This is a genomic window from Enterococcus sp. 7E2_DIV0204 (genome assembly GCF_002140855.1).
GTDB lineage: Bacteria > Bacillota > Bacilli > Lactobacillales > Enterococcaceae > Enterococcus_L > Enterococcus_L lemimoniae.
This window is the reverse complement of record NZ_NGKY01000001.1, coordinates 1,922,002-1,948,933: the sequence shown is the minus strand read 5'-3', so window position 1 is coordinate 1,948,933 and position 26,932 is coordinate 1,922,002. Positions and strand designations below refer to the sequence as shown.

Sequence of the window (26,932 nt, the reverse complement as noted above, 5' to 3'; positions counted from 1 at the left end):
GCTATGTCTCTGTATTTAGAAGGATTAATCTTATATAAAGAAAATGATTACGTCAGAAGCCAAGAAAAAATGAATAAATTTTTCTTAATTTGTGAACTATTGGATAGAAAAGAATTTTCGCATAAATACAAGGAATATTTTGATAGAATAAAAAATAAAAAGAAGTCAATTTTTTAAGGTAAATAGGCAATATGTTAAATTAAAAACATTACTTTTTGTTAAGTAAATGGATAAATAAAACCACAACTAAAAAAAATCCAATATGAATTGGATTTTTTTAATTGTGGCTTTTATCCTTTATTAATGGCCAGAGGCATGAACGCTACACTGGAGAAAAGTTCTTTCACATAATAATCTCAATACTACAATTTTCGATTTTTATACCTATTGTTTAAATAGCTAATAAATGTTGATAGACTAAATTTTTAAGATATATTTACCCACCTATAAACATGCTTTTTACACGTATTAACTTTGATGGTTTTTATACAACATTTCTAACACATAACATTCTTTTCTAGTAAATGAACTTTCTTTATTAATAATATTACTCCCTTTAGTAACGTTTAAAACGAATGAATGTACTACTTTCGTTGAGATGCTATTACATGAAAAATGAGTAATTTGTATAAAGTCTCTCATAGTTAACAGCAATTCCTTCATTCCTATAGATTTTGATATAACTCCATTAGAACCCAATTGCAAATAAATACGTTTGTCATTTTTACTATATTTTTCGGTAATTATCCAAATAGGCAACTGCTAATGCTCATTGATTTCAAGTAAATATTCAATCGTTTTGGAAGTGTCAGTTTCTTTATTTTTATCTATTAATGTGATATCGATTTTTATTTTACGATCGCTTCATTTAACAGTATCAGTCCACTTTTTCCTCCTTAATATTGAGTGTTGTTTGCATTTTTTTAGATTTTAATAATTGTACAAACTGTTTTGGGCAAAGAAAAATATCTTGAATTTTCTCCTGATAATTTTTCCTTTTTTTCCTTAAATATCCCTATTTCTTATCCACTTTATTAGGTAGCCTCTAATCCAATATAAATGGATTTTTAGTCATTCGAAATGATTTTAATATTTCCAGACTTTGTATTGATCTTTACTTGATGTGATGCCCCTTCTCTATGCTTAAAGGTATTATTGATTTCACCAATATCACTAGTAAGGTCAAAAGCAGTATCTACTTCAGCTGTCTGTACCCACTTAACATCCCCTGTATCACTCTCTATTACTGTATCTACAGGATATTGTTCATTTATTATAATAGTTCCTGTCGTATTTGAAATATTCAAATGATGCTTCATATCGGTCAATACGACTTTCCCTGTACCATTCTTTATCGTTGTATCACCTTCTTGTGTATCAGCAACAGTTATTCCTTCATCATTTTGTATAGTTAATTTCTTGATTACACTTGATGCCAAAATATTTTTCCCTTTTTTATTGACTAACTTTCCTTTTTTCCCGCTAATGTTACTTACATTAACTAAGCCCGTGGTGGACTGTATCTGGATATCTCCTTGTCCATCTGAAAGAATTGATTTTCCATACTGATTATCAACGGTTATGTTTGAAAAGAAATGTCGAACAAATATATCCGCATCACGGCTATTTACAGTCAGCTTTTCACTATTAATATCCGTTAATCGACATTCTCCCTCATTTATCGCTATAAATAATTTATCTATAGCCATATGATCTAAACTAATTTCGCCCTCATTCACTTGGAATTCCACTTGTTTTTGACTCAATTCTTCTGGTAAATATAAAATTATTTCTGTTGCTTTCAGTTGATTCGCCCAGTCAAATTGACTTTTTTTGCCTATAGTTAGTTCTAAGCTGTTTTTGGTTGATTTTACTATTTTTTTTTGATCCTTCTTCGTTAAATACCCTGTCATTTCTACTTTTGGTTTCTCTTTTTTAGAAATACGAATCACACTGAAATCTACTGGATTCTCACTTTTAATCTTCAACGTTTCCAATGACGTACTTTCAACTGAAACCGTTTGATTGAAAAACTGTCCTGCATAAAACCAGGAATTTGTCGCAAATATAACCATACTTGCACACAGACTACATAACCCAAATGCACCAATCAACCATTTATATGTAATAGACTTGTAACACAGAAGAAGCATCGCTAGGAAAAAGACTGCTGCTGTTAGTGGTCCCCATACCACTGTTTGTTCTTGAACAAAGTAGAACACTGTCATTAATAGGAAAAGCACACTCAATAATATTAAGATACCACGTGTCATCATCAATACGATCAATGTAATTTTTCTTTTTCTTTTTGCTCTAAATTTTTTCCGCTTCAATTTATACTCTTTTTCTAACTCATCTCTGTCAATAACATCTTGTTCAGCTTTCATTGCCTTATCTAAACGTTTGTCTTCATAATACGCTGCAGAGATATCTTCTGGTGTTCCTAAACTGTGAATAATTTTTTCATACGGCTCTCCTTCGGCTCTTCGTTCCTCGATCTCATGCATAATATCTTCTTTAATATCTTCAAATGCCTCTTTATCATTTTCTAAAAATTGACTTTCTAATTTTCCAAAAAACGCCTTAATCTGTTCCATCATCTTCCTCCTTTTGTATCCTTGCAACATTATCGACAAACAGCCGCCACTCATTCGTTAGTTCTGATAGGTATTCTCTTCCCATCAATGTAATTTTGTAATACTTTCTTGCTGGACCACCTGTAGATTCTTCGAGATATGTAGTACAATATTCTTCTTTTACTAACCGTCTTAAAATAGGATAGAGTGCCCCTTCTGTTAACGGGATATGCTTATTGACTAGCTGTGTAATTTCATATCCATAGCGTGCTTTATTTTTTAATAGATACAATACACATAATTCTAAAACACCTTTTTTGAATTGGTTTGACTTCCCCATTCTCCTACCTCCTTTCCTATTTAGGCTAATAATTGGTTTTAATGTACTAAACTAGTTTACCTCATTTAGACAAACTTAAAAAGAAAAAAAAAAGAAAAAACTGTAAATTACATCTCATATAAGACGTTCCTACAGTTTTTTATCAGACATTAGTAGTTAGAGCTAATTAATATTTGATCTTAAAATCTACTTTTGATTTGTCCGCAAATTTCACTTCAAATTCAAATTTTTTCAATCCTGATTTTGACGCATTTAATTTTGTCAATACATGGTCTTGAATCGCTGCATGACTCATTGTTTTTGCATCCAAGCCTACAAATAGATCTTCTACTGCTTTTTGTGCTGCGGCATCTTTAATTTTAACACCTGTTTGCTTATTTTTCACTTCTGCTTTGATTCTACCATTAGATTTTACTTCATAGTCAACTTCGATATCACCAAGTTTTTTATACTCAATCTCAATCTCAATTTCTTTAACTACTGAACTCAAGGTTGAGTTAGAAGGGGTTTCTGGCGTTGTATCTTCTTCATTTGTTATTGGTGCTTCTGGTGTTACGACTTCACCGATTGTTCCAACATTTACTGCTTTGTAATTTGGTTGATTCACAAGAACGACTTTAAATTGTAACCCTTCATTCGCAACGATATCCTTTAAGATGCCCACTGTTTGGTAATTGCTTACAGAAATACGATCCGCAATACGTTTTGCTTCTGTCTTTGTATAGCCCAATTTTGTCCATGTTTCTTGTTTCTTCATTGCACTGTAGACAGTGTTGATTGATGTTGTTGACAAGTTACTTCCTGTTACATTGTTTAAATCTGCTTTAGTAAAGCTCATCACTTTTTCATACGCTGTTTCTGATACTACAGTTGCGGCAGCTACAGAAGTTGTATTTACAGCTACTGATGTCCCAATTGTTAAAACAATTCCCGATACTAATAATGCACTTGTAAGTTTTGTTAATTTCATGTGTTTCCCTACTTTCTTTTTTGTTTACATCATTACTATACAATGTATAATACTATTCGTCAACAATTACTGTAAAAATAATTTTATCATAAAGAGTTTTTTTTTCATCAGAATATCCTGATTATAATTAGATTTGAATATTATTTTCTAAATCTGTTACGCCATCAACTTTTCTTTATTCTAAAGAGCAATGTTTTTGAGAAATGATTATTTAAGCAAAATGTATAGATTTTCAATTTAAAATCAGATATTTATTCATCACAAAATAGAGTTTATCATGAGTTTTAGCCCAAGACAAACCCTATTTTAAGTTTGTTATTTAAACGCATTTACACATTCAAAGTGCTAAACGAGTAGTTGCTTCCGCTCATTATAATATTCTTTATAAGCTAAATATGTCGCAATTACCGAACCAATACTTGTTGCGGAAAGTAGCATAAAAGTCACCATGATTTGATATTTTATAGCATGAACAGGATCGACACCTGCAAAAATCAAGCCTGACATCATCCCTGGCAAACTAACGATACCCACTGTTTTAGCTGAGTCGATCGTCGGTGCCATCCCTGTTCGGATGCTTGCTCTAACGATCGAGCGTGAGGCCAACTTGATATCCGCACCTAATGCTAATTTTTCAAGCACCGCTTGCCGTTGATCGTGGAATAAGCTGTCCATATTTCGGTAACATAAGCCAATCGCTATCATCGAATTACTTGCAATCATCCCACTGATGGGAATAATTTGTGAAGGAATAAAACGAATTGCACCTGATAACACTAAGACACCGATCGTCACTCCCGTACTACAAGAAATCGCTAATAATGAAATCCAAAAACCATTTTTCAAATGATTGCTGCGTTTCCCCGCATTTAACGCCGCATTGACAATAATAATCCCTGCCATGACCACCGTTAAAATCTTACTATCGATTTGAAAGACATACTTAAGAAGATAACCAACTAAAACAAGTTGAATAATCGCTCGACAAACGCTAATGATAATATCTTTGGTAAAGCCTAATTTTTCTTTATAACTGATCACTAACGCTACTACGACCAGCATCCCTGCAAATAATAGCGATAAATCATTAACAGCTAAATTCATTCTATTTCCTCCAAACTACCCGCTACAATTTTTTTAACGATAGTGGCTTGAGCAATCTCTTCTGGATCATGTGTTACGCGAATCAGTGTAATGTTTTTCTCCTGGTTCAATTGTAGTAACCATTGATTGACGATTGCTTTGCTTTCTTCATCCAAGCCTGCTGTTACCTCGTCCAACAGTAACACTTCAGGTAAAAAAATCACGTTGCGGATCAAGGCCACACGTTGTTTTTCACCACCGGATAATTCAGTGATTTTTTTATCTATATAACTTTCTGGTAGTTTGACTTCTTTTAACAAGTTCAATACATGATTTTCTTGAAATTCTTTTTTACGTACCTCATAAGGAAACATAAAACTATCTCGTACAGTTTTACCAAATAATGACGGTTGTTGAAAACAATAAGAAACTTGCATGCGATAGCTTTCAGGTGTTAGAGCTGTAATGTTTTGCTCGTTGAAAGTGATTGCTCCTTTAGTTGGTGTCAGTAAAGAAGCCAATAGCTTGAGAAATGTGCTTTTCCCACTTCCGGATGGTCCGGTGATTGTTGTGTGACTGCCTTTTTCAAATGATGTAGTAATATCATTTAAGATTATTTGTTCTTCGTGTTGAAAATAGATATGTTCAGTTTTTAACAAAATGATTCAGTCCTTTTTATTGTTATTAAGAAAACGTTCTAAATGATTATTTTTGAACATGTTCTTTTCTATTTGAAGTTCTTCCTCACTAGATTATCATAATGACAATTTCTCGATAATTTTTTCAGGATATTTCCTATTTATATCTCTTAAAGCATTTCCGCAGGATTTTCTAACGTATTCATTCTCATCGTTTCTAAGCGTTGACAACAAATGAATCGTGCTGTTAGGTTTGTCTTCAAAGTAAGAACGCTTCGTCCATATTCTCAACCCTTACAAAACAGCTCTTCTAGTATTACTATTTTCAAAGTTTAATCATTCGCTTATCGTTAATAGCGCTTCTCTATAGCTAATTTCTTTACAAAAATGATTAAAGGCCATCTCTAAAATTTCTTGCACTCGCCAATTGTCATTATTTGAGACACTGGTTTAAACCTATTGGTAATTTTCACGATTTTTTAACTCTTTTTCTAAAGTCATGTTATGCTCATTTTACTTTTTCTGCTTCTATGGTAATAGTACTAATATCAAGTCAGTTATCATTGTAACAATCATGCACATCCATTTCATTATTTTTCTGACTTTTTTGAACATTTTATTGTGTCTTATCCATTGATTTTCTTTTATTTTTTAAGGATCATCACTTTCAAAAAACTTAACAAATAAATGACATAATAGATTGAGGTGTATCAATTAGAATATCAGGAAGTTCCTTTTTAAGTTTTTCTTGATCATGGCTTCCCCAAGTTACAGCACATGTTTGCACTTTTCCAGATTTTCCCATCTGAATATCAAAAATCGCATCTCCAACCATAAGAGTTCGATCTGAATCTAAATGATATTTTTTTAACAGATAGGTTATACCTTCTGGGTGGGGTTTGTAGTTTGATAGCTTGTCCGATCCAATTATTTCTTTGAAATAGGAGTCAATCTCAAGTAAAACTAAATTCCTATGAAGAACAATTGTTTTTTTACTTGATAAAACAAATAACGACAAGCCTCTTAATCTCAATTCTTCAAGAATTTCTTTCACTCCTGGAAAAACTTTTAAATATTGATCTTCGTATTTTTTATAATAGGTTCTAAATAGAGATAATAATTCTTCAAATTCAATGTCAGTTAATTTTCTGTCAGCCATTTTTTTGAAAGATTCTTCGATAGGAATGCCCATATAATACTCAATTAAATGATTAGATGGGGCAGTTAAATGTAGCTCTTTAAACGCCTCTTTTGTTGCTATAACACCACACTTTTTTGAGTCTCCCAACGTTCCATCAAAATCAAATATAATACTGTTCACTTGCATTTTTCATTCCTCCTATTTTTATAAAGTGACTACTTTTTGTATTGATTCGTTTCATTTTGAGATCCTTCTAGCATTTGTATAAAGATAGCTTTTATAGCGTAAAGATAGTCCATTTAGAGCAACATAAGTATATTATTACTATACTCATTGTTATATGATTATCTAGCGCAAAGAATTTATCAATAACATCCTGTTCTGTATTCTTCTATTACACCTCATATTTTTGTAGAAAGTTAACCTAATACCACTATATTGGCCAAAAGGAGTTTTTTAACTATCCTTCCTGACTCACAATAGAATTGTAACTCCCTAATTTATATGAAGTACTAACCAAATTCATAGATTATTTACAACTTTCGCAAGACTTGCGTAACAAATTCTAACAGCTTCTAATAAGGAGTAACTACTAATTTGAAGTGTATCTCTAAACTTTTGGACCAAACAGTACAGAGCGTCACTGCTCATCTCATTCTCCAACGGTACATAATCTAAATTACTATAAAAATTCGTCATCTATTCAATACATTATAACCGAAATCACCTCTAAAAGTAGTTAAAATTATAAACTCGCTTTACGTTTATTCAATGGACTTGTCAGTATTTTTTTATCGCATTTAGTGGCTTCAAAGCTGACATTCTATTCATTTGTTAGAATAGCAAGCTTTTCTTTTTAATCTATCAACTCTAAATGCAAATCATTCTACTTTTGACTTGTCAAAATGATTTTTGGCTTTTTATTTCTGCTAGGCTGTTTATGTTTTCAAAAAAAGAAAAAAATACAAAAACAATACCAACTTTACCTATATTATAAACCATTAGGAAAATAATTTAATAGGAATTTGTTATTGGCTTACTCTATGAACTTGAAGTAAATTTTTCCAATATATCAAAAAATGACATATAATAATGTTGTAACTCAAGTTAATTTTTTGGGTCATGAACTCATTTGGGAGATTTTGCAGGTTCAACTCCTGCTTGACCCTTTTTTTTAAACAAACATCACTGAATAGATAAATTATAAGACTAGCTCCCTTACATTCTTTTCATAAAAGTCAGCGCAAGGTCCATAGACAGTCGGTAACGCGGCACAATGAATATACTCAGATGCTCCATTTAGCCAAATTTTCGGCAATTGATCTCGATTAGATAAATCCAAATCTAAAGCAGCAAACAATTTCTGCTAGCACTGCTATTTGTTTACTGTTTCTACCAACTTTAATCACATCGTAATTTTGAGCAGTTACTCCTGTATCACACACTTCCCAAAAAACGGTTGCATCTGTAACAATTTTTTTACAGAATCCTCCTCAAATTTTTTGCGTATCATTCATAGTCATTTCTTAATTTGACCATTCTTTTTGAAAGGGTCATTTATAGATTTATAGATTTTAACAGAACGCTTCTTTTTATTTCTAATAAAAATTTATTGGTCTATAAATCATTCTCTAATTATTTATTCTGTTTAAGTTAACGAATTACTACTAGAATCGCTATCAAATTGTAAAGTTATAATACCTGTTTCAGAATACTTTATTTACTCTAATATAAAGTATCGTCCTAAATGTTCAGTTTATTAAATACCACAAGAAATTTTTTATGATAAACAACAAAGATTGCTTCGACAGCTTATTCCTACAAAGATAAGACGATTTCAAATAACACAGATAGTTAGATTAGTCATTGAAATGTTACTTTATATTATTTCCAATATTTTCTTGCTCTTCCTTTTCTATAGAGAGATTGTATAACTATCGAAGCTTCGAAAAAATGACGCCGTTAAACTTATTACAAATTGGAGAATGTTTTGTGAACTATACTATTGAAACTGTATCTACTTAATAATTTGCTTATATGTGTCGCGTGGATCTTTCTGGAGAAGGAAACTGTGCACTAATGGCGACATTTAAGGAATCAGCACAAAATAACGGGCTATTAAAAAAAATACGGTTATCTATGTTACTGGCGGAAATTATCCTAAAATGGTAGCTCCAGATAAATGTAATAGGATGTTGGCATTCCTGTAGTATCAACATTTTCTGATTCTAAAACATAAATGAAGATTCTTTATTATCTGGTGATAAACATGCAATTTTTAAAATTGAGCATACAATCAAACGTATTAATCAGTTTTGGAAGACTTTGTGAAGATATGCTTATACAGCTAAATATTTCTAACATTTCTGAAAAGCGACTCTCAGAAAGATATAATAAAATATTACTCAACAAATGGCATTGTGAAAGGGTGTTCTCATAAACTAATAGAATAAATATATTGGATGCTAGAAAATAGTTTCCTAAAAGCATTCATCTTTTGGCTATCTAATTTTTAGATTAATACTCGATAATATCAAGCATTGTCTGTTAAACCAGATTAATACTCCATTTTGAATTACTTAACTAAGACTAACTGAATGAACAGAGGTGACAGATTAAAGGCATCCATCTACATTTTATTATGATATACTATTTAATGAGGTGAAGCCAAATGGTCAATATGAATGATGTTGCAAAAAAAGCAAACGTCTCCCGAGGAACTGTCTCCAATTATATTAATCATGTAAAAATCAAGCCAGAATTAGCTGCTAGAGTAGAACGAGCAATTAAAGACTTAAATTACATACCAAATCAAGCCGCTAGATCATTGAAAAAACAGGAAAGTGACATCATTGTATTTATATTACCCACAATCTGGACACCCTTTTTTTCTGAGTTGACATACTACATCCAGTTAGAATTACAAATCCAAAATTTTAAAATGTTATTATGCAATTCTCAAAACAATTACAATTTAGAGTTAGACTATATAAAAATGGCACAAGAACAAAAAGTCAAAGGAATTTTGACCATTTCTTATAGTGATATAGAACCTTATCTTGTTTCAAGAATACCAATCGTTTCAATCGAGCGTTATTTTAATCGTGCTATTCCATTTGTAACAAGTGATAATTTTGGTGGTGCTAGACAAGCTGCAGCGGAATTGCACAAACGGGGCTCAAATCGTTTACTGTTGATTTTAAGAGAATTACCTAATAATATAGGTGTTTTTGAACGAATGAATGGTTTTATTGATTATTGCACTCATAACGAATTAGAATATGAAGTCTATTTCGATAAAGGAAACTCAGCTAACTTTCCAAAAAGACTAGATCTGTTTCTAACTGAAAAATTTTCAAAAACCTGTCCTTTTGATGGAATTTTTGCTGTAACCGATCGGTACGCAGAATTTGTTCTTAATACATTTACACACTTACCTTGGTCGATTCCAGAAGATTTGCAATTAATCGGTTTTGATGGAGCCAGAAGCTTTTCTAACCAATCATTGACTATTTCAACCATGTCTCAAGATGTTCGTGAGATTGCTCGCTTGAGTGTGAAAGAGTTAATGGAATTTCAGCCTGGATTAGCTACACAAAAAAAACATATATTACCAGTGGAATTTACAGCCTTTAAAACGACTAGAAAATTGGATGAAAAATAAATCCAATTTTTTTGTTTGAAAGCCCTTGCTTTTTTGGAACGTTCCAAGTATCATAATAAATATATGGAACGTTCCAAAAATAATTTTTCTAAAAAATCGAGGGAGATGAACAATATGGATTACAACAAAATTGCTGAAGATATATTAGAAGCTGTCGGTGGAAAAGAAAATATAGCGAATGCTGCTCATTGCGTTACGCGTTTACGCTTAATATTGAACGATAGCAATAATTATAATAAAGAAACTTTGGAAAATATTGAAGGTGTTAAAGGTGTATTTTTTAATAGTGGTCAATTACAAATTATCTTTGGTACAGGAACAGTAGAAAAGGTTTTTGCTGCATTTCAAGAAGCTTCTGGGATAAAAGAAGCTTCATTGCAGGAGGTGAAAGTATCTGGAACGAAGCAACAGAATAAGTTGCAACAAGCATTTAAAGTATTCTCTGATATATTTATCCCAATCATACCAGCTTTTGTTGGAGCAGCAATGATACTAGGATTAAAATCACTACTAACGACACAATTTGGTTTTTTAGGTGGTTCAATGACGGATGAATGGCTTTGGGCAAATGATTTGGCTAGTTTTCTAGGCGTTATTGCGACAACATTTGCATATCTTCCTGTCTTAGTCATGTATTCAGCAACCAAACGTTTTGGCGGAAATCCAATCTTAGGTTTAGTGTTGGGTTTTGTGATGATCACACCAGATTTGATGAATCGTAATGACTTTGTATTAGGTAATTATGATACCTTATCTTCTTGGCATTTATTTGGTTTATCCATCCCACAAGTTGGATTCCAAGGCGGTGTATTTCCAGCTATTTTAACAGCATGGTTTCTATCAAAAATGGAAGCATTCGCAAAGAAAAAAACACCACAAGCTTTAAGTTTTATTTTAGTACCGACTGTCACAATTTTGTTCTCTGCCCTTGCTTTGTTTTTAATATTTGGTCCTATCGGTAATGCGGTTGGTACAGGACTTGGATGGATCATTGATATTCTGTATAACAAAACGGGCTTTGTAGGTGCTTTTGTTTTTGCAGCCTTACTTCAACCGCTAGTTGTAACTGGGACACAACACGCAATTCAGGCTATTGAAGCGCAATTAGTCGTAACCACGGGATTCAATTATATTCAACCATTGTGGTCAGTTTCAATCATAGCGCAAGGTGGGGCAGCTTTAGGAATGTTTTTCCTTGCAAAGAAACATTCTAAACGTCGTGAAACGACAATGTCTAGCTTTATTCCAACGTTATTCGGTATTTCAGAACCAGCGATTTTTGCGGTCAATTTACGTGACTCAATTACTCCATTTCTTGCCGCTTCATTTTCAGCAGGAATCGGCGGTGCTTTTATGAAAATATTTGATGTAAAAGCGACAAGTTTTGCTTTAACAGGTCTACCAGGTTTAACGATCGTATACCCACCTAGATTGATTTTTTATATCATCGGAAATTTAATAGCATTTATTTTACCTATTATTATTTTGATTGTTTGGAATCGTGTTAAAGGGGTAATAGGAGCTGAAATAGGAAAAGGGAATACCATATAAAAAGAAAGGATGTTCGTAAAGAATTGATAAGTAAAAAAATTGATAAATATACATTTTATACACCAGAATGGCAAAACTATTTAAATCAGTTAAAAGGAACGATAAGCCAAAGTACTTATCTCCCAAAGTATCATTTGTATCCTAAGACAGGTTTGATGAATGATCCAAATGGATTGAGCTATTACAACGGAAAGTATCACATATTTTACCAATGGTTCCCATTTGATTCTTTTCATGGTATGAAACATTGGGGTCATGCAACTTCTGAAGACTTAGTTACATTTAAAGATGAAGGTTTTGCTCTTATTCCAAATGAAGAATATGAAAAAAATGGGGCCTATTCAGGCAATGCTTTCGAGTACAGTAACGAGCTTTATTTATTCTATACAGCAAACTATAAAACAAATACAGGAAAGCTAGCAAAGCAGGCTTTAGCAATTATGGATAAAAAAGGAACAATTAAAAAATATCCGAAAAATCCGATTATTAATGGTGCACCAAAAGGATTTAGTCAAGAATTGAGAGACCCTTTTGTATTTGAGCGAAATGATTCATTTTATATGTTACTTGGTGGAAGTCGTTTTGTGGCAGAAGAACGGGCGAGTTTTGGCGATATTGGTGAATTGCTTTTATACAAGAGTAATAATTTATTCGATTGGACTTATCAAGGCGTAATTGATTTACCGATTAATAAAGGCTATATGTTAGAATGCCCAAGCCTAATTACGCTTGATGGAAAAGATGTGCTATTTTTATCACCAATGGGATATGAGAAAGAAAGATATCGTTACCAAAATCGCTTTTCTTCAATTTATTTAATAGGACAATTGGATGTTGAAAAAAGGATATTTGAACTAGAACATGTAGATGAATTGGATGCTGGCTTTGATTATTATGCACCACAATCATTTTATGGAAAAAATCAGTTACCGTTAACTTTTGGTTGGTTTGGATGTGGTGAACAAGTCTATCCAATTGATACTGAAGGTTGGAAGCACGGATTAACAACTGCTCAAGAAATAAGATTAGTAAATGGAAAATTCAGACGTTTTCCATCTCAAGAAGTACAAAATAAATTTATCAATAAACAAACCGTGATCACTAAACAACTTAATTTAGAAGCTCCTTATTATCACCTTCAATTTGAATTGAACAAAGAACAAGAGTCGACTATTTACTTTGGTACAAAAGATGATTTTTGGCAATTGAATTTAGATGAAAAAAAAGAGACTGTCACAATTGAGCGTAGCAATTTAGCTAAAAAAATTGATATCGAATATGGGATGAAGCGAACATGTAAAATAGCTGAATTATCAACTATTATCATAGTTGATGTGTTTGTTGATAATAGTTTTATAGAACTATATTTAAATAAAGGAGAACGTGTTTTTAGTTTTAGGGTCTTCCTAGAATCAAAACAAACTACTATTTCATTTTCAAAAGAAATCAACGTGACTTGGGCATTGTTTGAATAATAAAAAACGCTACACATGTCTTTATAAATTTAATTGAGATATGCATAGATTTTTTTGGCATCATTTTAACAGTCTAGCAATTTTGTATGCTATCTTTAGTTCCAGCAGAAATTAAAATCTATCTTAAAATACTTAGAAAAGACTGGTCTCAATATTCCTCTTTTCTTTAATATAAAATAGTCAATTTTTATACTTATTTTTAAATGGCAAATCAACCTATCCTCCATACTCATACGAAATTGCACGTTTACTTTTTTACAGAAATACTAACAAAAGACTACTTTTCTGGTGTTAGAGAAGTAGTCTTTATATTATGGGTAACCATTTTCAAATAAACTTCACATGAGTAGTCAGGCTAGTGACAACTAGAAAAACAAGTGTAGTATATTTTTTCTATTAAACTTACAACATTGCAGTTGCAAAAGCAACTCTTTGTGGTAAAATGAATTCAACCAAGTGATACGCTTATTTTCATTAAGCTTTTTCTTAACTCAACTCGTTCTAGTGGTGTTAGATTAGCAATAGCTGTATTAGCGTATCTATTTTCTAACTCAAACAAGTTATTGTAGATTTCTTTTGCTTTTTGAGTTGGATATAGTTCTTTGTAATTTCTATTCGTAGTACTTGTGATTTTGAAGAGATAATCTAGTCTTTCCAATTTCATAAGTGCTCTACTCAGTGTTGTTTTGTCAACTTTCACAAGATTTACTAGATCATACTGGGTGATTCCTTCATTTTCGACAATCCGTGTCAAATAAATGAAAAGATTATTATCTAATCCATATTGCTTTACAGCTTGATTTACATCCGTCGTGGCTTTTCTAGAAATAGCGCCAATCAATCTAAATAAGTCAATATCGTTCAACACTTCACCTCCTATATTACAGTTGCACATTCAACTTTATTATATACTTTTTTTAAGAAAGAAGGAAGACCAAATGTGGAAAATCAAAAAATTGGATGACTTGTCAGTACCAGAGTTTTATGCAATTCTTAAATTGAGAATTGATACGTTTGTGGTTGCGCAAAATAGAATTTATCATGAATTGGATGAGATTGATAAAGAAGCCCTCCATATTTTCTTCATATCAGAACAGAAGAATGAAGTACTCGCCTATGCCAGAGTTTTTGATAAGGAGGATCACATATCCTTTGGACGTATTGTAACTTCTGAAAAGGTTCGAGGACAAGGATATGGGGCAAAAATTGTAGAAAAAATCATGGCTTTATGTGACAAAAAATGGTCTAATATACCAATTGAAATTGAAGCACAGGAGCAAGTAGTCAAATTTTATGAAAAATTTGGATTTAAAAAAGTCGGACATCCTTTTATTTTTGCAGGAAGTCCTCACGTTGAAATGAGGTATACTTATGATAAAAGTTAAAGATATAATCGGAATTATTCTTATTGGACTAGACTTTGACTCTTGTCTGACGCTGTATTTTCAGAATAAAGTAAAGAAAAAAATTTTATTATAAAAACTCGGTAATAACGTTTTTTTGCTTCATCTTTTATATATAAAGAAACTTTTTTGAAAAAGTAAACTTTAGTAAGAGCTTTTTAAAGGTTCACCCTTTAACACGTATTCATAAAATAAAATATATAAAATTTTTGGCGGTATTCTTCTCGCTTTGGATAGGAATCACAACATAGTATTAGGTGTGACTTATACTAAAAATAAAAAGTCTGAGCAATTAATTGTTTAGACTCCTTATCTAATTTTGAATCTCAGCGAATCTTTTAAGTAATAGTTTTTTATTGCCATTCATAATGGATTGAGGTAACTGGAACAACACAACTAACTAAGGTAGTCCCACATCCCGAAAAAAAATTTCTTTCGAAAATAAGTCTTCCCTAACTTTATTCCCCTAGTATAACTATCTATAAAAGAGTTAATACTTCATTTGCCAGAAGTGACAGAATCGTTAGCCACATGGATAGAAATAAATAGTTGTCAGATGTCAGAACTAATGGTCAATACTTCACATGTCTCCCCAACACAAGGTCCTAACCTCAAAATTGGGTGACTGAATCTGGATTTATAGTAATAAAATAAGTTAAAGTAAAAGTTAGTATGAAAAGGTTCAGTTTAAACTCTAGTGGCAGATTCACTTGTCTATTGGACCTATGAAAACATAACTTATGTTGGAATAACTGTTACAGTTTTTTACTACTTTTATATAGTAAAAGCCCTCAGAATTAATTCTAAGGGCTTTATTATTCACACGAATAGTCGTAAAACTGACGTTTCTTGTTTATTTCACTTATTTCTTTTTCCAATATTTCATTCTTGTATACCCACCTAGAACCATTATTAGTAAAAGGATTCCAATACTATACAATGTATTTGTATTTTGTTCACCTGTATTTGGTAAGGATTTCTTTTTACTAGTTAAATTCCCCTTACTAATTGATTTTTTGGGTTTTCCAGGATCAACTGATGGATGTTCTTTTTCTTTTACAGTCAATGTAATTTCTTTTTCAGCCAAAATATTCTCTACACTACGACTCTTGCCTTGAATATAGTATTTTATGGTGTATGTGCCACTAGTAGTTAGTTGATCCGTTGCAGAAATAGGTATTGCGTTTCCTACCACTTCAAATCCAACAGGCATTCCTTCTGGATTAATAAAGGTTGCCCAATTTAAAATATCCTCTTTTGTTAGTCTATCGCCAACATACATTGTCTTATCTGTTGCTTTAATATCCGGTAGGCTTAAAATCGTCAATTTAACTGTTTTCGTTTGACCATCTGCAGCAGTAAGTATCACCTCATATGTTCCTGCCTTTGAGAAATCAATAGCGGATAAATCAGCTGTTACAGCAATTGCCGTCCCCTCTTTGTCTGTTGCAGATGGTTTAAAATCTACTGTCGTCGCATCTTTATCGCCGACATGCATCGTGTAATCAGACCCCGTAATTGACTGTTTATTTTCTTTGATTATTAGTTTAACTGTTTTCGTTTGACCATCTGCAGCAGTAAGTACCACCTCATATGTTCCTGCCTTTGAGAAATCAATAGCGGATAAATCAGCTGTTACGGCAATTGCCATCCCCTCTTTGTCTGTTGCAGATGGTTTAAAATCTACTGTCGTCGCATCCTTATCGCCGACATGCATCGTGTAATCAAACCCTGTAATTGACTGTTTATTTTTTATCACAGTAATAGTTCTATTATATTCCGTTGTTTCATTTGAATCATTTGTCACACTGTAACGAATAGAATAATTTCCGACAGGTGGATTTTTCCCGTCTACTGGATACCCATCATAATCCGTAATAATTATTTTAGAGGAAATATCAGTACTTCCACTATATGCAGAAATTCCAGTCATTGGATGCATAGTATCTGTATTATAAATAGTTTGATTTCCAACGCTTCTGAAATAAGGAATTGTCGAACCTGTTGAGGGGTTAGAATACATTCCTTTTATAGTAGAAGACCATTTTGTAAAATTATCCCATCCTAAAGCACCAGTAAATGTTACTGTATCTGTAACAGCATTAACAGGAACCAAGGTATACAAGGTTATATTTCCGCCATTCGACATAGATGGACCGTTTTGAGTCAACCACTCAGAATAATCAACCATAGCGCCGTTCTCTGTATAGGTCCATACAACACCAGTCGCATTTGTAATATCCGTAGCTGTACCATAGCTTTCAACAATTAATTTAAAGTTATTTGTCGGAATTTTTTTATCCGCACTCCCCCACAACACACCTCTAGAAAATCCGGTATATCCCTTCACAAAAGTCGAACGGAACGTCATATATAATCCTCCGTTATATTTATAAGATGGATCATACAGTCCGTAAGAATTTAAGAAACTATTAAGTGAATTATTATCTGCACCTAGAACTTGGGTTACAGAATCTGAAGACCCATAGCCTACATAGCCAGGCAAGGTTACTGGACCCGTGTTTTTTTTATTTACTTTAATAAATACACTAGACGGGTTTAGAATAAACTCTTTAGATAGGTCATTTTCTACAGTTTTAGAAACGGATATATTTCCTTTCAAATCAACAACAATAGTACCATCATTTTCTGCGTACTGTGCTGTTGTATTATAAAAATACATATTAAAACTTGAAGTTCCTGGATAAATATTTTCATTTATTTTAATAGTTACGACACCATTTAATGCACTCACAAACGAGAACAGATTAGGAGAAGTTGAAGCATTAACAACAGAACTAGATTTAGCCGACAATAAGTCATCGATAGCTACAGAACTATCTGAGCTAATAGTAAACGTTATTATACTACCAGCTGGAATATAAGCTCCCGAACTTGAACTATTTTTGACCGTTATTGCATATCCTACCCCATCCCCAAATAAAGGAGAACTTTCAGTGTCTTTTTCACTGATGGCTGAAATGGTAATATCATTTTCTGTCATATCACCTGCTAGTGGACTAGAGGATTTTTTTAACTCTTTTGAGCTAGAAGTTTCACTTGTCGAATTTGATACTTCTTCTGCTGCATTAGAAATTTCGCTTGTCGAATTTGACACTTCTTCTGCTGAGTTAGAAATTTCGTTTGTCGAATTTGACGCTTCTTCTGCTACGTTAGAGATTTCACTTGTCGAATTTGACACTTCCATTGCTGAGCTAGAAGTCTCGTCCGTAACTACTTGTTTATTGAGCGTTTCTGCTAAACTATTTACTGGAAATAACAACTCAGAAAACAGTAATAGCAGTACTGCAAAAATATATAATTTTTTCATAGATATTCTCCTTTTAACTTAAATATACCACACTGTAATGAAGAAAATTGGAAGGAAAGATTAAAATGGATTAATAGATGAAAAATAACTTAATCTATCGAATTTAACATTAAAAAGTAGAATATACGTTTTAACTGATATTGCAGTATCTTTCTCTACAAAACCATGAACTATTTTTTCAAATTAGGGTATCACTTATTTCGTTTGTCCAAAAATCCCTTCAAATAAGTAAATTGGGCGGTACTCTATTAGACAGGCCTTTAAAAACTGGATATTTGAAAATAGCTATTTAGAAAAATGTTTAGATATTTTGAACATTGCTTCCTTATTCTCTTGAGTACCTTCTACTCATCATCGCTCTTGTCGTTTGATTAAGTGCATTATTTGTATTAGGATAGTCAAAATCATTAATAACTAATTCATAAATATCGTTTTGCTGTGGTCCAAACCCAAAAGTCTTATTTCTAATGATAATCCCTTGATTGTCTATGAAATCACTACTGCATAATAACCTTGCTTCATCTTAAACTTCAAACATTTCTTCTTGCCAGTGTGAGGCGATTAGCTTTTTTGGAATACCTGGAATTTCTTTACTTTCCAAGTAAATTGCGCCTACCTACTGCTTTATATGGTGTTTCGCAACTACCCTTTAACTAAAAGTTTTAGCTATCTATTACGCTACGTAGCAAGCACTCAAAATAGGCGATCCTTTTATATAAAGATTACATCATTAAAACTATCCATTACTATTCCACAGAGTCAGAATATAAAAGATAGTTCTAAGTATATTTACTATTTTTTATTCCCGAAAAACCCATCTTATAAAACCTATGTTTTAAAATAACCTATGTTTTATTTTAAAACAAATAGGGAATAATTGGAAGAAAAATGTCTAAAGTATATGGTTGTTTTTTTGTATAAATAGAAAAATAAAAAGAATAGAGAATTTCTCTATTCTAAGGATTATTTTTTAAACACAAGAAGAATTATTAAATATAAAAATAATTTTAAGTTTCACACAATTGAATCTATGTTTTATATCTTTGATTCCACAGTTTCACCACGGCTGCTTCGTTGGCCCCACGGTAAATTCATTAACATTTACGTCTTCAGGTTGATCAATCGCGTAGGCAACAATAGTAGCAATACGGTCAGGAGTAATTCCATAACGTTTATACAATCCTGACATACTTTGAGCCGTTTGTTCGTGACTAATTTCATCTAGTAATTCTGTATTGATTGCAGCTGGATAAATTGTTGCTGTTCTAATATTTGTTTCTTCTTGTGCAGATTCCATACGTAATACTTCCATTAAGTCCCTTACTGCCCATTTTGTTGCTCCATAAACTGCACCTCCAGGATATGATTTTAATCCAGCAACAGATGATGTTGCAATGATATGCCCTCCTTTTTGATGAATGAACAATGGTAAAACTGCTGCTATACCATATAAAACACCTCTAATATTGATATCAATCATTTGATCCCAGTCTTCTACTTTTAAAGCTGACATAGGAGAATTAGGCATGATTCCTGCATTTAGAAACATTACATCAATTGTACCATATGTCATTTTTGCAAAATCAATTAACTTTTGATTCTCTTCTCTTTTTGTTACATCAGTAACAAAATAAACTGCTTCTCCAAATTGCGCCTTGATCTCTTCCACTATTCTTTTTAGTTTTTCTTCTCTACGGGCTGCTAAGACAACTTTTGCCCCTTTTATAGCTAATAGTTTTGCTGTAGCTTCTCCAATCCCTGAAGAAGCTCCTGTAATAATAACAACTTTATTTTTAATTGTCATCTTATCATCTCCTCTAATTTTCGTTTTTTGTTTTTCTTGATTTACCTCTGTTCTCGAATTGTTCGAAATATCGTTGCTGGACTTCCCGCAACGATTACATTATCGGGCACATCTTTTGTAACAGTGGAATCCGCTGCAATAATTGAGTTCTCTCCAATCGTTATTCCAGGTAAAATAGTTACATTTGAACCTATCCAAGCATTTTTTTTTACTACTATTGGGTCTACATTTAGCCCTCTTCTATAATCATAATCAACTAAATGATTGACAGTTATCAAACGTGCAAATGGTCCAATTAGAACATCATCTTCTATTATAATTCCACCTAAATCAACAAAGAACACATTATTATTAATAAAATAAAAATGTTTTTTCCAAAGACAATATGTCTACCAAAATCACTATAAAAAGGTTGAAAAATAGTATTTGACGAATCTATTGTTTTTTGAGTGATCTTTTCTAAATAGGACAACATTTCTTCATTCGATCTATAGTTTGTATTTAGTTCTACTAATAAACGTTCATTTTCTTTTTTCACTGACTGAATTTTTTCATTCAAATCAGAACAAACTAATATATCTTTATTTAATACTTGTATTAATAAATCATAATCTTCCATATTATCCCTCCTTATTTATCTTTTATTATAAGTTCATCCTTTACACGTGAATAATACTTATATATAATAGATATCTATAACTAAAAACTATGGGAAATGGATACATATGGAAATAAGAGTACTAAATTACTTTTTAACTGTTGCAAGAGAAAAAACAATTAGCAAGGCTGCTATGGCCTTGCATCTTTCCCAACCTACACTTTCAAAACAACTAAAAGAGCTAGAAGAAGAACTCGGTGTCCAATTATTTATAAGAGGTAATCGAAAGATCGTAATTACTGAAGAAGGAAACTATTTAGTAAATAGAGGAAAGGAAATCTTATCTTTGATAGAAAATACGACCTCAAATATACAGTCAAATGAATTGATCATTGGTGAAATCACTGTTGGTGACGGTGAAACAAGAGCTTTTGAATTTATCTCCAGTCATTTTACTCAACTACAATCGAAATTTCCAGAAATAAAAATTAACCTTTATAGTGGACATGCAGATGACGTTTTGGATAAAATTGATAAAGGTTTGCTTGATTTCGGACTAGTTATTGATCCTGTTGAAAAATAAAATATGACTATATTCGTCTTTCCTCTGTTGATAATTGGGGCATTCTTGTAAATAAAGAAAATTTTCTTGCAACTAAAAAAATCATTATTCCAAAAGATATATCTGATTTTCCTTTATTACTGTTCAATCAATCTTTAGTAAATAATCAATTCGCTGAATGGCTTGGTAAAAGTATAGATTCTGTGAATGTTATCGGTACTTATAATTTATTGTTCAATGCTTCATTACTTGTAAAACAAAATACAGCAAGCGCCGTATGCATTGATGGGATAATTGAAACAAAACATACAAATCTGACTTTCGTTCCTTTTTCTCCCTCACTAACTTCTGCCGTTAATATTATATGGAAAAAAAATCAAATTTTTTCTAATGCTTCTAAAGCATTTTTACAATTAATAACAAGTCGCTAAAGATTTTAAACACATACTGTTTCGTTCGACTGAACGCCAATACTCTTTTTCCAAGGGCCATGTCTTGTGCTTTTAATTTTTGATACTTAGGTATCTTGAAATTTTCTTTATCCATTCTATTTCATAGTTGTTTTTAAGTTTTAAGAGTATTTTACTAATTAAAAATCCACTTTTCAGGAAATAAACTGCGGAAGTAGCGTTTCTATAATTCGCCACCTCCACAGTTTATTTCCTACTCTCTTTTTTTTAGAATATCGATTTTTACGCTCTAAAAATGATTTTTTTGGCCTCTGTCTATTCTTTTTCTTCGATAACTTTCTTTTTTGAACCTTCCTCGATTTTTTATTTTTTCTTCTGATCCAATAGAACAATAAAAAAATATTCAACAATACTATTAGTATACCTGCAACAATGCTATAAATAACTACCAAGAATACTCATCCTTTAAGTCAGCTGTTGCATCATTATATTGCTTTGCCTCTTTCCCCTTTCTGATTAAATTAAGTAATTGAACAACTTCAATATAGGATTTAGTGTTTTTATTTTCTTTATCATTCGAGATTGAATACTTAATTCACGTATAAGGGGGTAAATAAGATAAGCGTTAACAAGAGTATTCAGATTTTCTTTAAAGTATATTGTCATTCTCGGATATCCATACATTGGATAGGTTAACCAGGTTTTCAATATTTTTTCTTTTATCTGTTGTCATCTAAAAATTCGATTGTTAGGTGTCCAGTTTAAATACTCATAATAGGTGGTTCTTGGGATTTTAAAAACCGTTAAACTATGCTTAATGCCGTGCATTACTTCTAAATTGATACAAACGACATGTAAGACAGATACTCGTCTTTTGGCCTCCAATTCTTTGCCACAAACACCGTCGATCGCTTTAAATAGCATTTTTTTCAATCGTTTATTTTCTTTTAGTAATTCTCGCTCTTTTGTTGAGAGATACTTATGGTGTATTCTTTCGATGATGAGTTAACTGACTGACCGGTCTGACTTAATGAGACAATGAGACCATTGATTCTCTAAACTCTTTTAAATATCTTGTTGCTGTGTTTTTTATCTGCATAATAAAAAGCTCCTTTAATAGATTATAGCGAACATTTTGTCCGTATTTCTAGTATAGGAGCCATCCACGTATTAAGTAACGCGTAGATTATTTGTCATTATAAAGGCTGTCTCTGTTTTGAAGTTAAATAAGATAGTATTCTTGTCTGCTAATAGTCTTTCTATTAATCTTATACTTTTATCAAAGATAGATTCCTGTAATCTTATCACCTGAGTTTGCTAGTTCTAATGGCGTACCTTCAAACATCAGTTTACCACCTTTAGTACCGCCTTCAGGCCCTAACTCAATCAACCAATCTGCTTGTCTTATTGCACTTAAATGATGCTCTAACAAGACTACAGTATTCCCGTTATCTACTAACTGATTAAATAAATTTAGTAAATTGTTAATATCTGTTAGATGTAAACCGTCAGTAGGCTCATCTAGCAAATACAAAGCACCCTTTTTATATAATTGATTAGCTAACTTCAACCGCTGTAACTCTCCACCTGAAAGAGTTGACAAAGACTGATGAAGCCTCAAGTAGCCCAACCCTACTTCAACAATTGTCTGCAATTTATTTTTAAAAGGAGTATCGTTGAAAAAATCGCGACTTTCTGTAACCGTCATGTCTAAAATATTTACAATCGTTTTATTACGATAAGTGTACGACAAAACTTCCGGCTTATAACGAGTGCCTTGACAACTTTCACAAGTAGTGACAACATCGTCCATAAATGCCATATTTGAGACAATTACACCTTTTCCTTTGCAATGAGGACAAGCACCTTGCGAATTATAACTGAACAAAGCTGGACTAACGTTATTCTCCTCTGCGAACAATTGTCGAATGTCCCCAAAAATATTCAAATAGGTTAAAGGTGTTGATCGTAAGTTAACACCTATACTCTTTTGAGAAATAGAAACCACTTCTAACTCTTGTTCAATTGCTGCTTGAAGAATTTCTTCCCCTAAAGATGATTTTCCTGAGCCAGCTACACCACATAAAACAGTCAACGTTTGTAAAGGGATATTGGTTGAAAAACCTTGTAAATTATGACCGGTCACGTTCTTAACTGCCAGCATACCTTTTGGTTCTCGATTTTTTGTTTTTAAGGCAACTTTACTTCTTATGGCTATACTTGTAGCCGTATCTTGTTTCATAAAATCAGCATAAGACCCAGTGAACTGAATTTCACCGCCTGCTTCTCCAGCTTTCGGGCCTACATCAATAATGTAATCAGCAATTTCTATTAATTGTGGATTATGCTCTACTAAAACAACTGTATTCCCTTTATCTCTTAAAATTCTCAAGGCCATTTTTATTCGATCAATATCCTTTGGATGCAAACCAGCACTCGGCTCATCCAAAACATACAATACATCATTCAAGGCATTAGTAATGTGTTTTGCGATTCGAATCCTTTGAGCTTCTCCACCAGATAAACTTCCAGTCGATCGACCCAACGTTAAATAGTTCAATCCAATATTAATCAGCGCATGTAAACGGCTAAGAATCTCTTCTTTAATTTCTTGTGCTAAATCAATGTCAATCGTTTCAATAAATTCAACCAGTTCTTCTAAAGATAATTGAACTGTGTCTGCAATGCTTTTCCCATTAATTTTGCAACTTCTCACTCGTCTGTTAACACGATTGCCTCGACATTCAGGGCAGATTTTAGTCGTAACAAAAGAGTCTATCTGTTTTTTGTGTCTTTTAGCATCATCCTTATGCAAAATACTACGGTTCATTCTGGGAATAATCCCTTCGTATAAGGCAGTTTTTGGCCATTGTGCAGGTGGATTTTTCAACTTTTGTTGTGGGGCGTTCAATAACAACTCTAATTCTTCTGGAGAATAATCCTTGATTTTCTTATCTAAGTCAAATAATCCGCTATACGCATATCGTTTCCAGCGCCAAGCATCAAAACCAAATGTTGGAAAGTCAATCGGACTTTCATTTAATGACTTATTAAAGTCAATCAACTTATGAATATCCATTTCCGTTACATACCCTAAACCATCACAGATAGGGCATTTACCATCTGGGTGATTAAATGAAAATGAATCTGAATACCCAATAAATGGCTTTCCGACTCTAGAAAAAAGTAGTCTCAAAAAGGTATAGATTTCTGTATACGTTCCGACGGTTGAGCGCGAATTAGCAGATAATTTTTTTTGTTCAATCGGAATAGCTACTGGTAAATTTTCAATTTTTTCAACTGTTGGTCGTCCATACTTAGGTAACATGTGTTGAATATAACTGGAAAATGTATCATTTAATTCTCTACGAGATTCCGCAGCTAATGTGTCAAATACTAAAGATGATTTTCCCGAACCCGAAACACCCGTTACGACAGTCAACTGATGTTTTGGAATTTTGACGGATACATTTTTCAAATTGTTTTGTGTGGCATTACAAATTTGAATATACTTATTTTTCAATTTTATTACCTCCAACGACTTTTAATGTAGTCTATCATAGTAACTGCCAAATAAAAAAATGTGATTGCTGACTAAACTCTTTATCTTCAAAAAAGAAACCTAAATAAATAACTATTTTAATTTGAGCATTTGACACTCCATGCCCATAGTAATTGAATCCAAGCAAAAAAATAATTTGTATAATTTTTCTTTCTACCAAAAGCGACTTTTTGATCGTAAATTTCATACTACGCTCGCTTTTCTTATTCTTTATTTTGTATTTTCACCTATCATGAAAAGCCTACTGATCGAATGACCAGTGGGCTACTTGATTTAATCAAGAATGCGGCAACTGCCGAGTACACTAAAAATTGCTCATTTTAATTAATGCGTTTTATAGATATAATTATCCAACTTAATCTCACTGTAAGTAATCTCTGTCGATGAATTATCAAGTTCTTTAGACGTAATAGCTAACCCTTCACCCGTTTGAATGTAAACTGTTCGATTGGTTACATCATAGCCTGACCAATAGCGTGTATAATCGGTAATTTTCTCTTCTTTATTAGCATGTTCTAATCCCCTTGGCACAATGAGCGGTCTGAAAATTGAGTATAAAGTATTTATACCTTTATCTGACTCAAACGTATCTAACATATTTTTATAGTAAAAGCTACGAATAAAACGAGAAGGAGAAGTATAATCACCTGGAATGCCTAATAATCCATAACCTGTTCCATTTTCAATAGGCTGGAGGGTAGTCGTATTGTTGATCTTTTTTTCAGATACTCCTACATTTTCAAGACCAATGTAATTTCTGATATTCACAGTGTGGTAATCATATTCTGGACTATTGGTCATTACATCAATATAGTCATATAATTTAAATCCACCTGACATTACAGGCTCTAACACAATTCCATCCCCTGTAGTATCGATAAACGTATAGTGTAACGGAAACTGTAAGGGAGCCCCCTCATACATAAAAGGCTGATCTGTCAACATGAAATCTACATATGAATTTCTAATCTCTTGAATATTTTTAAAATTTGTTAAGACAAAAGTCACAAACTCTTCCCCCATAACTGGAGTCTTACCCTTTGCTTCAATTTCCGTAGTTTTGCTCCTTGTCGCCTCTACCAATACCTGACAGTCACCTGTAAGACCATACTCATTGATACCATCGTATAAAATAGTCGTGTCCTTTGAACATACGCCTAATACCGTGTATTTGCTCTTCCATGGTTTTAATTGACTCTCAATTGTTATGTTTTTTGGTATAGAAACTAGCTTCACATTCAGGTCAATTCCAGAGTCTTCACCAAACATAGACATATTTAAATCCATTGTACGTCCAAAAAAAATATCTTTATTTGTTGAAGTTAACGTAATATTTGTACACATTTTTTACACCCTTTCTTAATTGTTCTATTATAAGTATATCATTTTTTAGCATTATCAGGTGATTTATGTATAGTTGATGGTTGATTGTGTTTATTTTATCTGTTACCAGTGAACTAACTAAGAAGATAACTTATTTTAATAGAACTTAATACACATTATTGTTGATTTCGCTTAATGAATAAATTATCAATAATTATGATCGTCCTTGCTTATAGACTAGCCATCTTATGCTTGCATTTCTAATTTTTTGTTTGATACTTGTAAACCTAAAAAAAGAAAGTGAGTAAACTTTTTTACTAACTTTCTTTTATTGTTCATTCATTTTTTGGCAGAATTATTTTTTCCTACACTAAAATTGGAAGTGCTCGCTCTAGTACATCATTTTTTCTGCGCCTTTTTATTAACAGAAACTTTATTCTTCCTTGATTTCAAATTTGCTTACTAGGTAATTATGGGCTTTTTTCACTTTTCTTCCCTCTT

The 26,932-nt window shown here is 32.3% G+C and carries 19 protein-coding genes and 1 pseudogene; 5 read left to right on the top strand and 15 right to left on the bottom strand.

The window, feature by feature from the left end; genetic code table 11:
• Positions 1 to 1,067 precede the first annotated feature (1,067 nt).
• The 6 genes from A5819_RS09030 to A5819_RS09000 all read right to left on the bottom strand — a co-directional run bounded on the left by A5819_RS09030 (position 1,068) and on the right by A5819_RS09000 (position 6,934).
• Positions 1,068 to 2,597, bottom strand: a complete 1,530-nt coding sequence (locus A5819_RS09030; protein ID WP_176271396.1) for a DUF4097 family beta strand repeat-containing protein — start codon at positions 2,595 to 2,597, stop codon at positions 1,068 to 1,070.
• Complete coding sequence (locus A5819_RS09025; protein WP_086278481.1) at positions 2,584 to 2,916, bottom strand: PadR family transcriptional regulator; 333 nt, start codon at positions 2,914 to 2,916, stop codon at positions 2,584 to 2,586. The genes A5819_RS09030 and A5819_RS09025 overlap by 14 nt, the downstream gene beginning before the upstream one ends.
• Before the next feature lie 166 nt (positions 2,917 to 3,082).
• Positions 3,083 to 3,886 carry a YusW family protein gene (locus A5819_RS09020; protein ID WP_086282449.1) on the bottom strand — a complete coding sequence of 268 codons (804 nt, stop codon included), beginning with the start codon at positions 3,884 to 3,886 and terminating at the stop codon, positions 3,083 to 3,085.
• 345 nt (positions 3,887 to 4,231) lie between these two features.
• On the bottom strand, positions 4,232 to 4,990 hold the full coding sequence (fetB, locus tag A5819_RS09015; protein ID WP_086278479.1) for an iron export ABC transporter permease subunit FetB: 759 nt from the start codon (positions 4,988 to 4,990) through the stop codon (positions 4,232 to 4,234).
• A complete protein-coding gene (locus tag A5819_RS09010) occupies positions 4,987 to 5,628 on the bottom strand; it encodes an ATP-binding cassette domain-containing protein (RefSeq protein WP_086278478.1) in 642 nt (213 codons plus the stop codon). The genes fetB and A5819_RS09010 overlap by 4 nt, the downstream gene beginning before the upstream one ends.
• A gap of 655 nt (positions 5,629 to 6,283) precedes the next feature.
• On the bottom strand, positions 6,284 to 6,934 hold the full coding sequence (locus A5819_RS09000) for an HAD family hydrolase (RefSeq protein ID WP_086278477.1): 651 nt from the start codon (positions 6,932 to 6,934) through the stop codon (positions 6,284 to 6,286).
• A gap of 2,485 nt (positions 6,935 to 9,419) precedes the next feature.
• On the opposite strand from A5819_RS09000, the gene A5819_RS08990 reads away from it, so the two are divergent.
• The 3 genes from A5819_RS08990 (at position 9,420) to A5819_RS08980 (ending at position 13,438) form a co-directional block, all read left to right on the top strand.
• On the top strand, positions 9,420 to 10,412 hold the full coding sequence (locus A5819_RS08990; RefSeq protein ID WP_086278476.1) for a LacI family DNA-binding transcriptional regulator: 993 nt from the start codon (positions 9,420 to 9,422) through the stop codon (positions 10,410 to 10,412).
• 114 nt (positions 10,413 to 10,526) lie between these two features.
• Positions 10,527 to 11,963 (top strand): PTS transporter subunit EIIC, encoded by a 1,437-nt coding sequence (locus A5819_RS08985; protein ID WP_086278475.1) that lies wholly within the window; start codon positions 10,527 to 10,529, stop codon positions 11,961 to 11,963.
• A gap of 23 nt (positions 11,964 to 11,986) precedes the next feature.
• Positions 11,987 to 13,438: a sucrose-6-phosphate hydrolase gene (locus tag A5819_RS08980; RefSeq protein ID WP_086278474.1), complete on the top strand. Its 1,452-nt coding sequence runs from the start codon at positions 11,987 to 11,989 to the stop codon at positions 13,436 to 13,438.
• 448 nt (positions 13,439 to 13,886) lie between these two features.
• Here the strand turns inward: A5819_RS08980 and A5819_RS08975 are convergent, their stop codons facing one another.
• On the bottom strand, positions 13,887 to 14,303 hold the full coding sequence (locus A5819_RS08975) for a MarR family winged helix-turn-helix transcriptional regulator (protein ID WP_086278472.1): 417 nt from the start codon (positions 14,301 to 14,303) through the stop codon (positions 13,887 to 13,889).
• A gap of 73 nt (positions 14,304 to 14,376) precedes the next feature.
• Between A5819_RS08975 and A5819_RS08970 the strand changes: the two genes are divergently transcribed.
• A complete protein-coding gene (locus tag A5819_RS08970) occupies positions 14,377 to 14,823 on the top strand; it encodes a GNAT family N-acetyltransferase (protein ID WP_086278471.1) in 447 nt (148 codons plus the stop codon).
• A gap of 880 nt (positions 14,824 to 15,703) precedes the next feature.
• Here A5819_RS08970 and A5819_RS08965 read toward each other — a convergent pair.
• From A5819_RS08965 to A5819_RS20095, 4 genes are all read right to left on the bottom strand, one after another.
• Positions 15,704 to 18,172 (bottom strand): LPXTG cell wall anchor domain-containing protein, encoded by a 2,469-nt coding sequence (locus tag A5819_RS08965; RefSeq protein ID WP_086353041.1) that lies wholly within the window; start codon positions 18,170 to 18,172, stop codon positions 15,704 to 15,706.
• Between the two features lie 1,057 nt (positions 18,173 to 19,229).
• Positions 19,230 to 19,976 (bottom strand): SDR family oxidoreductase, encoded by a 747-nt coding sequence (locus A5819_RS08960; protein WP_086278473.1) that lies wholly within the window; start codon positions 19,974 to 19,976, stop codon positions 19,230 to 19,232.
• 41 nt (positions 19,977 to 20,017) lie between these two features.
• Positions 20,018 to 20,320 carry a DapH/DapD/GlmU-related protein gene (locus tag A5819_RS20100; RefSeq protein WP_369597351.1) on the bottom strand — a complete coding sequence of 101 codons (303 nt, stop codon included), beginning with the start codon at positions 20,318 to 20,320 and terminating at the stop codon, positions 20,018 to 20,020.
• Complete coding sequence (locus A5819_RS20095) at positions 20,302 to 20,595, bottom strand: hypothetical protein (RefSeq protein WP_369597350.1); 294 nt, start codon at positions 20,593 to 20,595, stop codon at positions 20,302 to 20,304. The genes A5819_RS20100 and A5819_RS20095 overlap by 19 nt, the downstream gene beginning before the upstream one ends.
• 106 nt (positions 20,596 to 20,701) lie before the next feature.
• Here A5819_RS20095 and A5819_RS08950 point away from each other — a divergent pair.
• A pseudogene (locus A5819_RS08950) lies at positions 20,702 to 21,567 on the top strand (LysR family transcriptional regulator).
• Between the two features lie 495 nt (positions 21,568 to 22,062).
• On the opposite strand, the gene A5819_RS20090 reads toward A5819_RS08950, so the two are convergent.
• The 4 genes from A5819_RS20090 to A5819_RS08930 form a co-directional block, all read right to left on the bottom strand.
• Positions 22,063 to 22,269: a transposase gene (locus A5819_RS20090; protein WP_369596913.1), complete on the bottom strand. Its 207-nt coding sequence runs from the start codon at positions 22,267 to 22,269 to the stop codon at positions 22,063 to 22,065.
• A gap of 6 nt (positions 22,270 to 22,275) precedes the next feature.
• Entirely contained in the window at positions 22,276 to 22,479 is a 204-nt protein-coding gene (locus A5819_RS18945) for a hypothetical protein (RefSeq protein WP_139843291.1), read from the bottom strand.
• Positions 22,480 to 22,825: 346 nt separating this feature from the next.
• On the bottom strand, positions 22,826 to 25,069 hold the full coding sequence (locus A5819_RS08940) for an excinuclease ABC subunit UvrA (protein ID WP_086278469.1): 2,244 nt from the start codon (positions 25,067 to 25,069) through the stop codon (positions 22,826 to 22,828).
• 363 nt (positions 25,070 to 25,432) lie between these two features.
• Entirely contained in the window at positions 25,433 to 26,452 is a 1,020-nt protein-coding gene (locus A5819_RS08930; RefSeq protein WP_086278467.1) for a linear amide C-N hydrolase, read from the bottom strand.
• Positions 26,453 to 26,932: the final 480 nt, after the last annotated feature.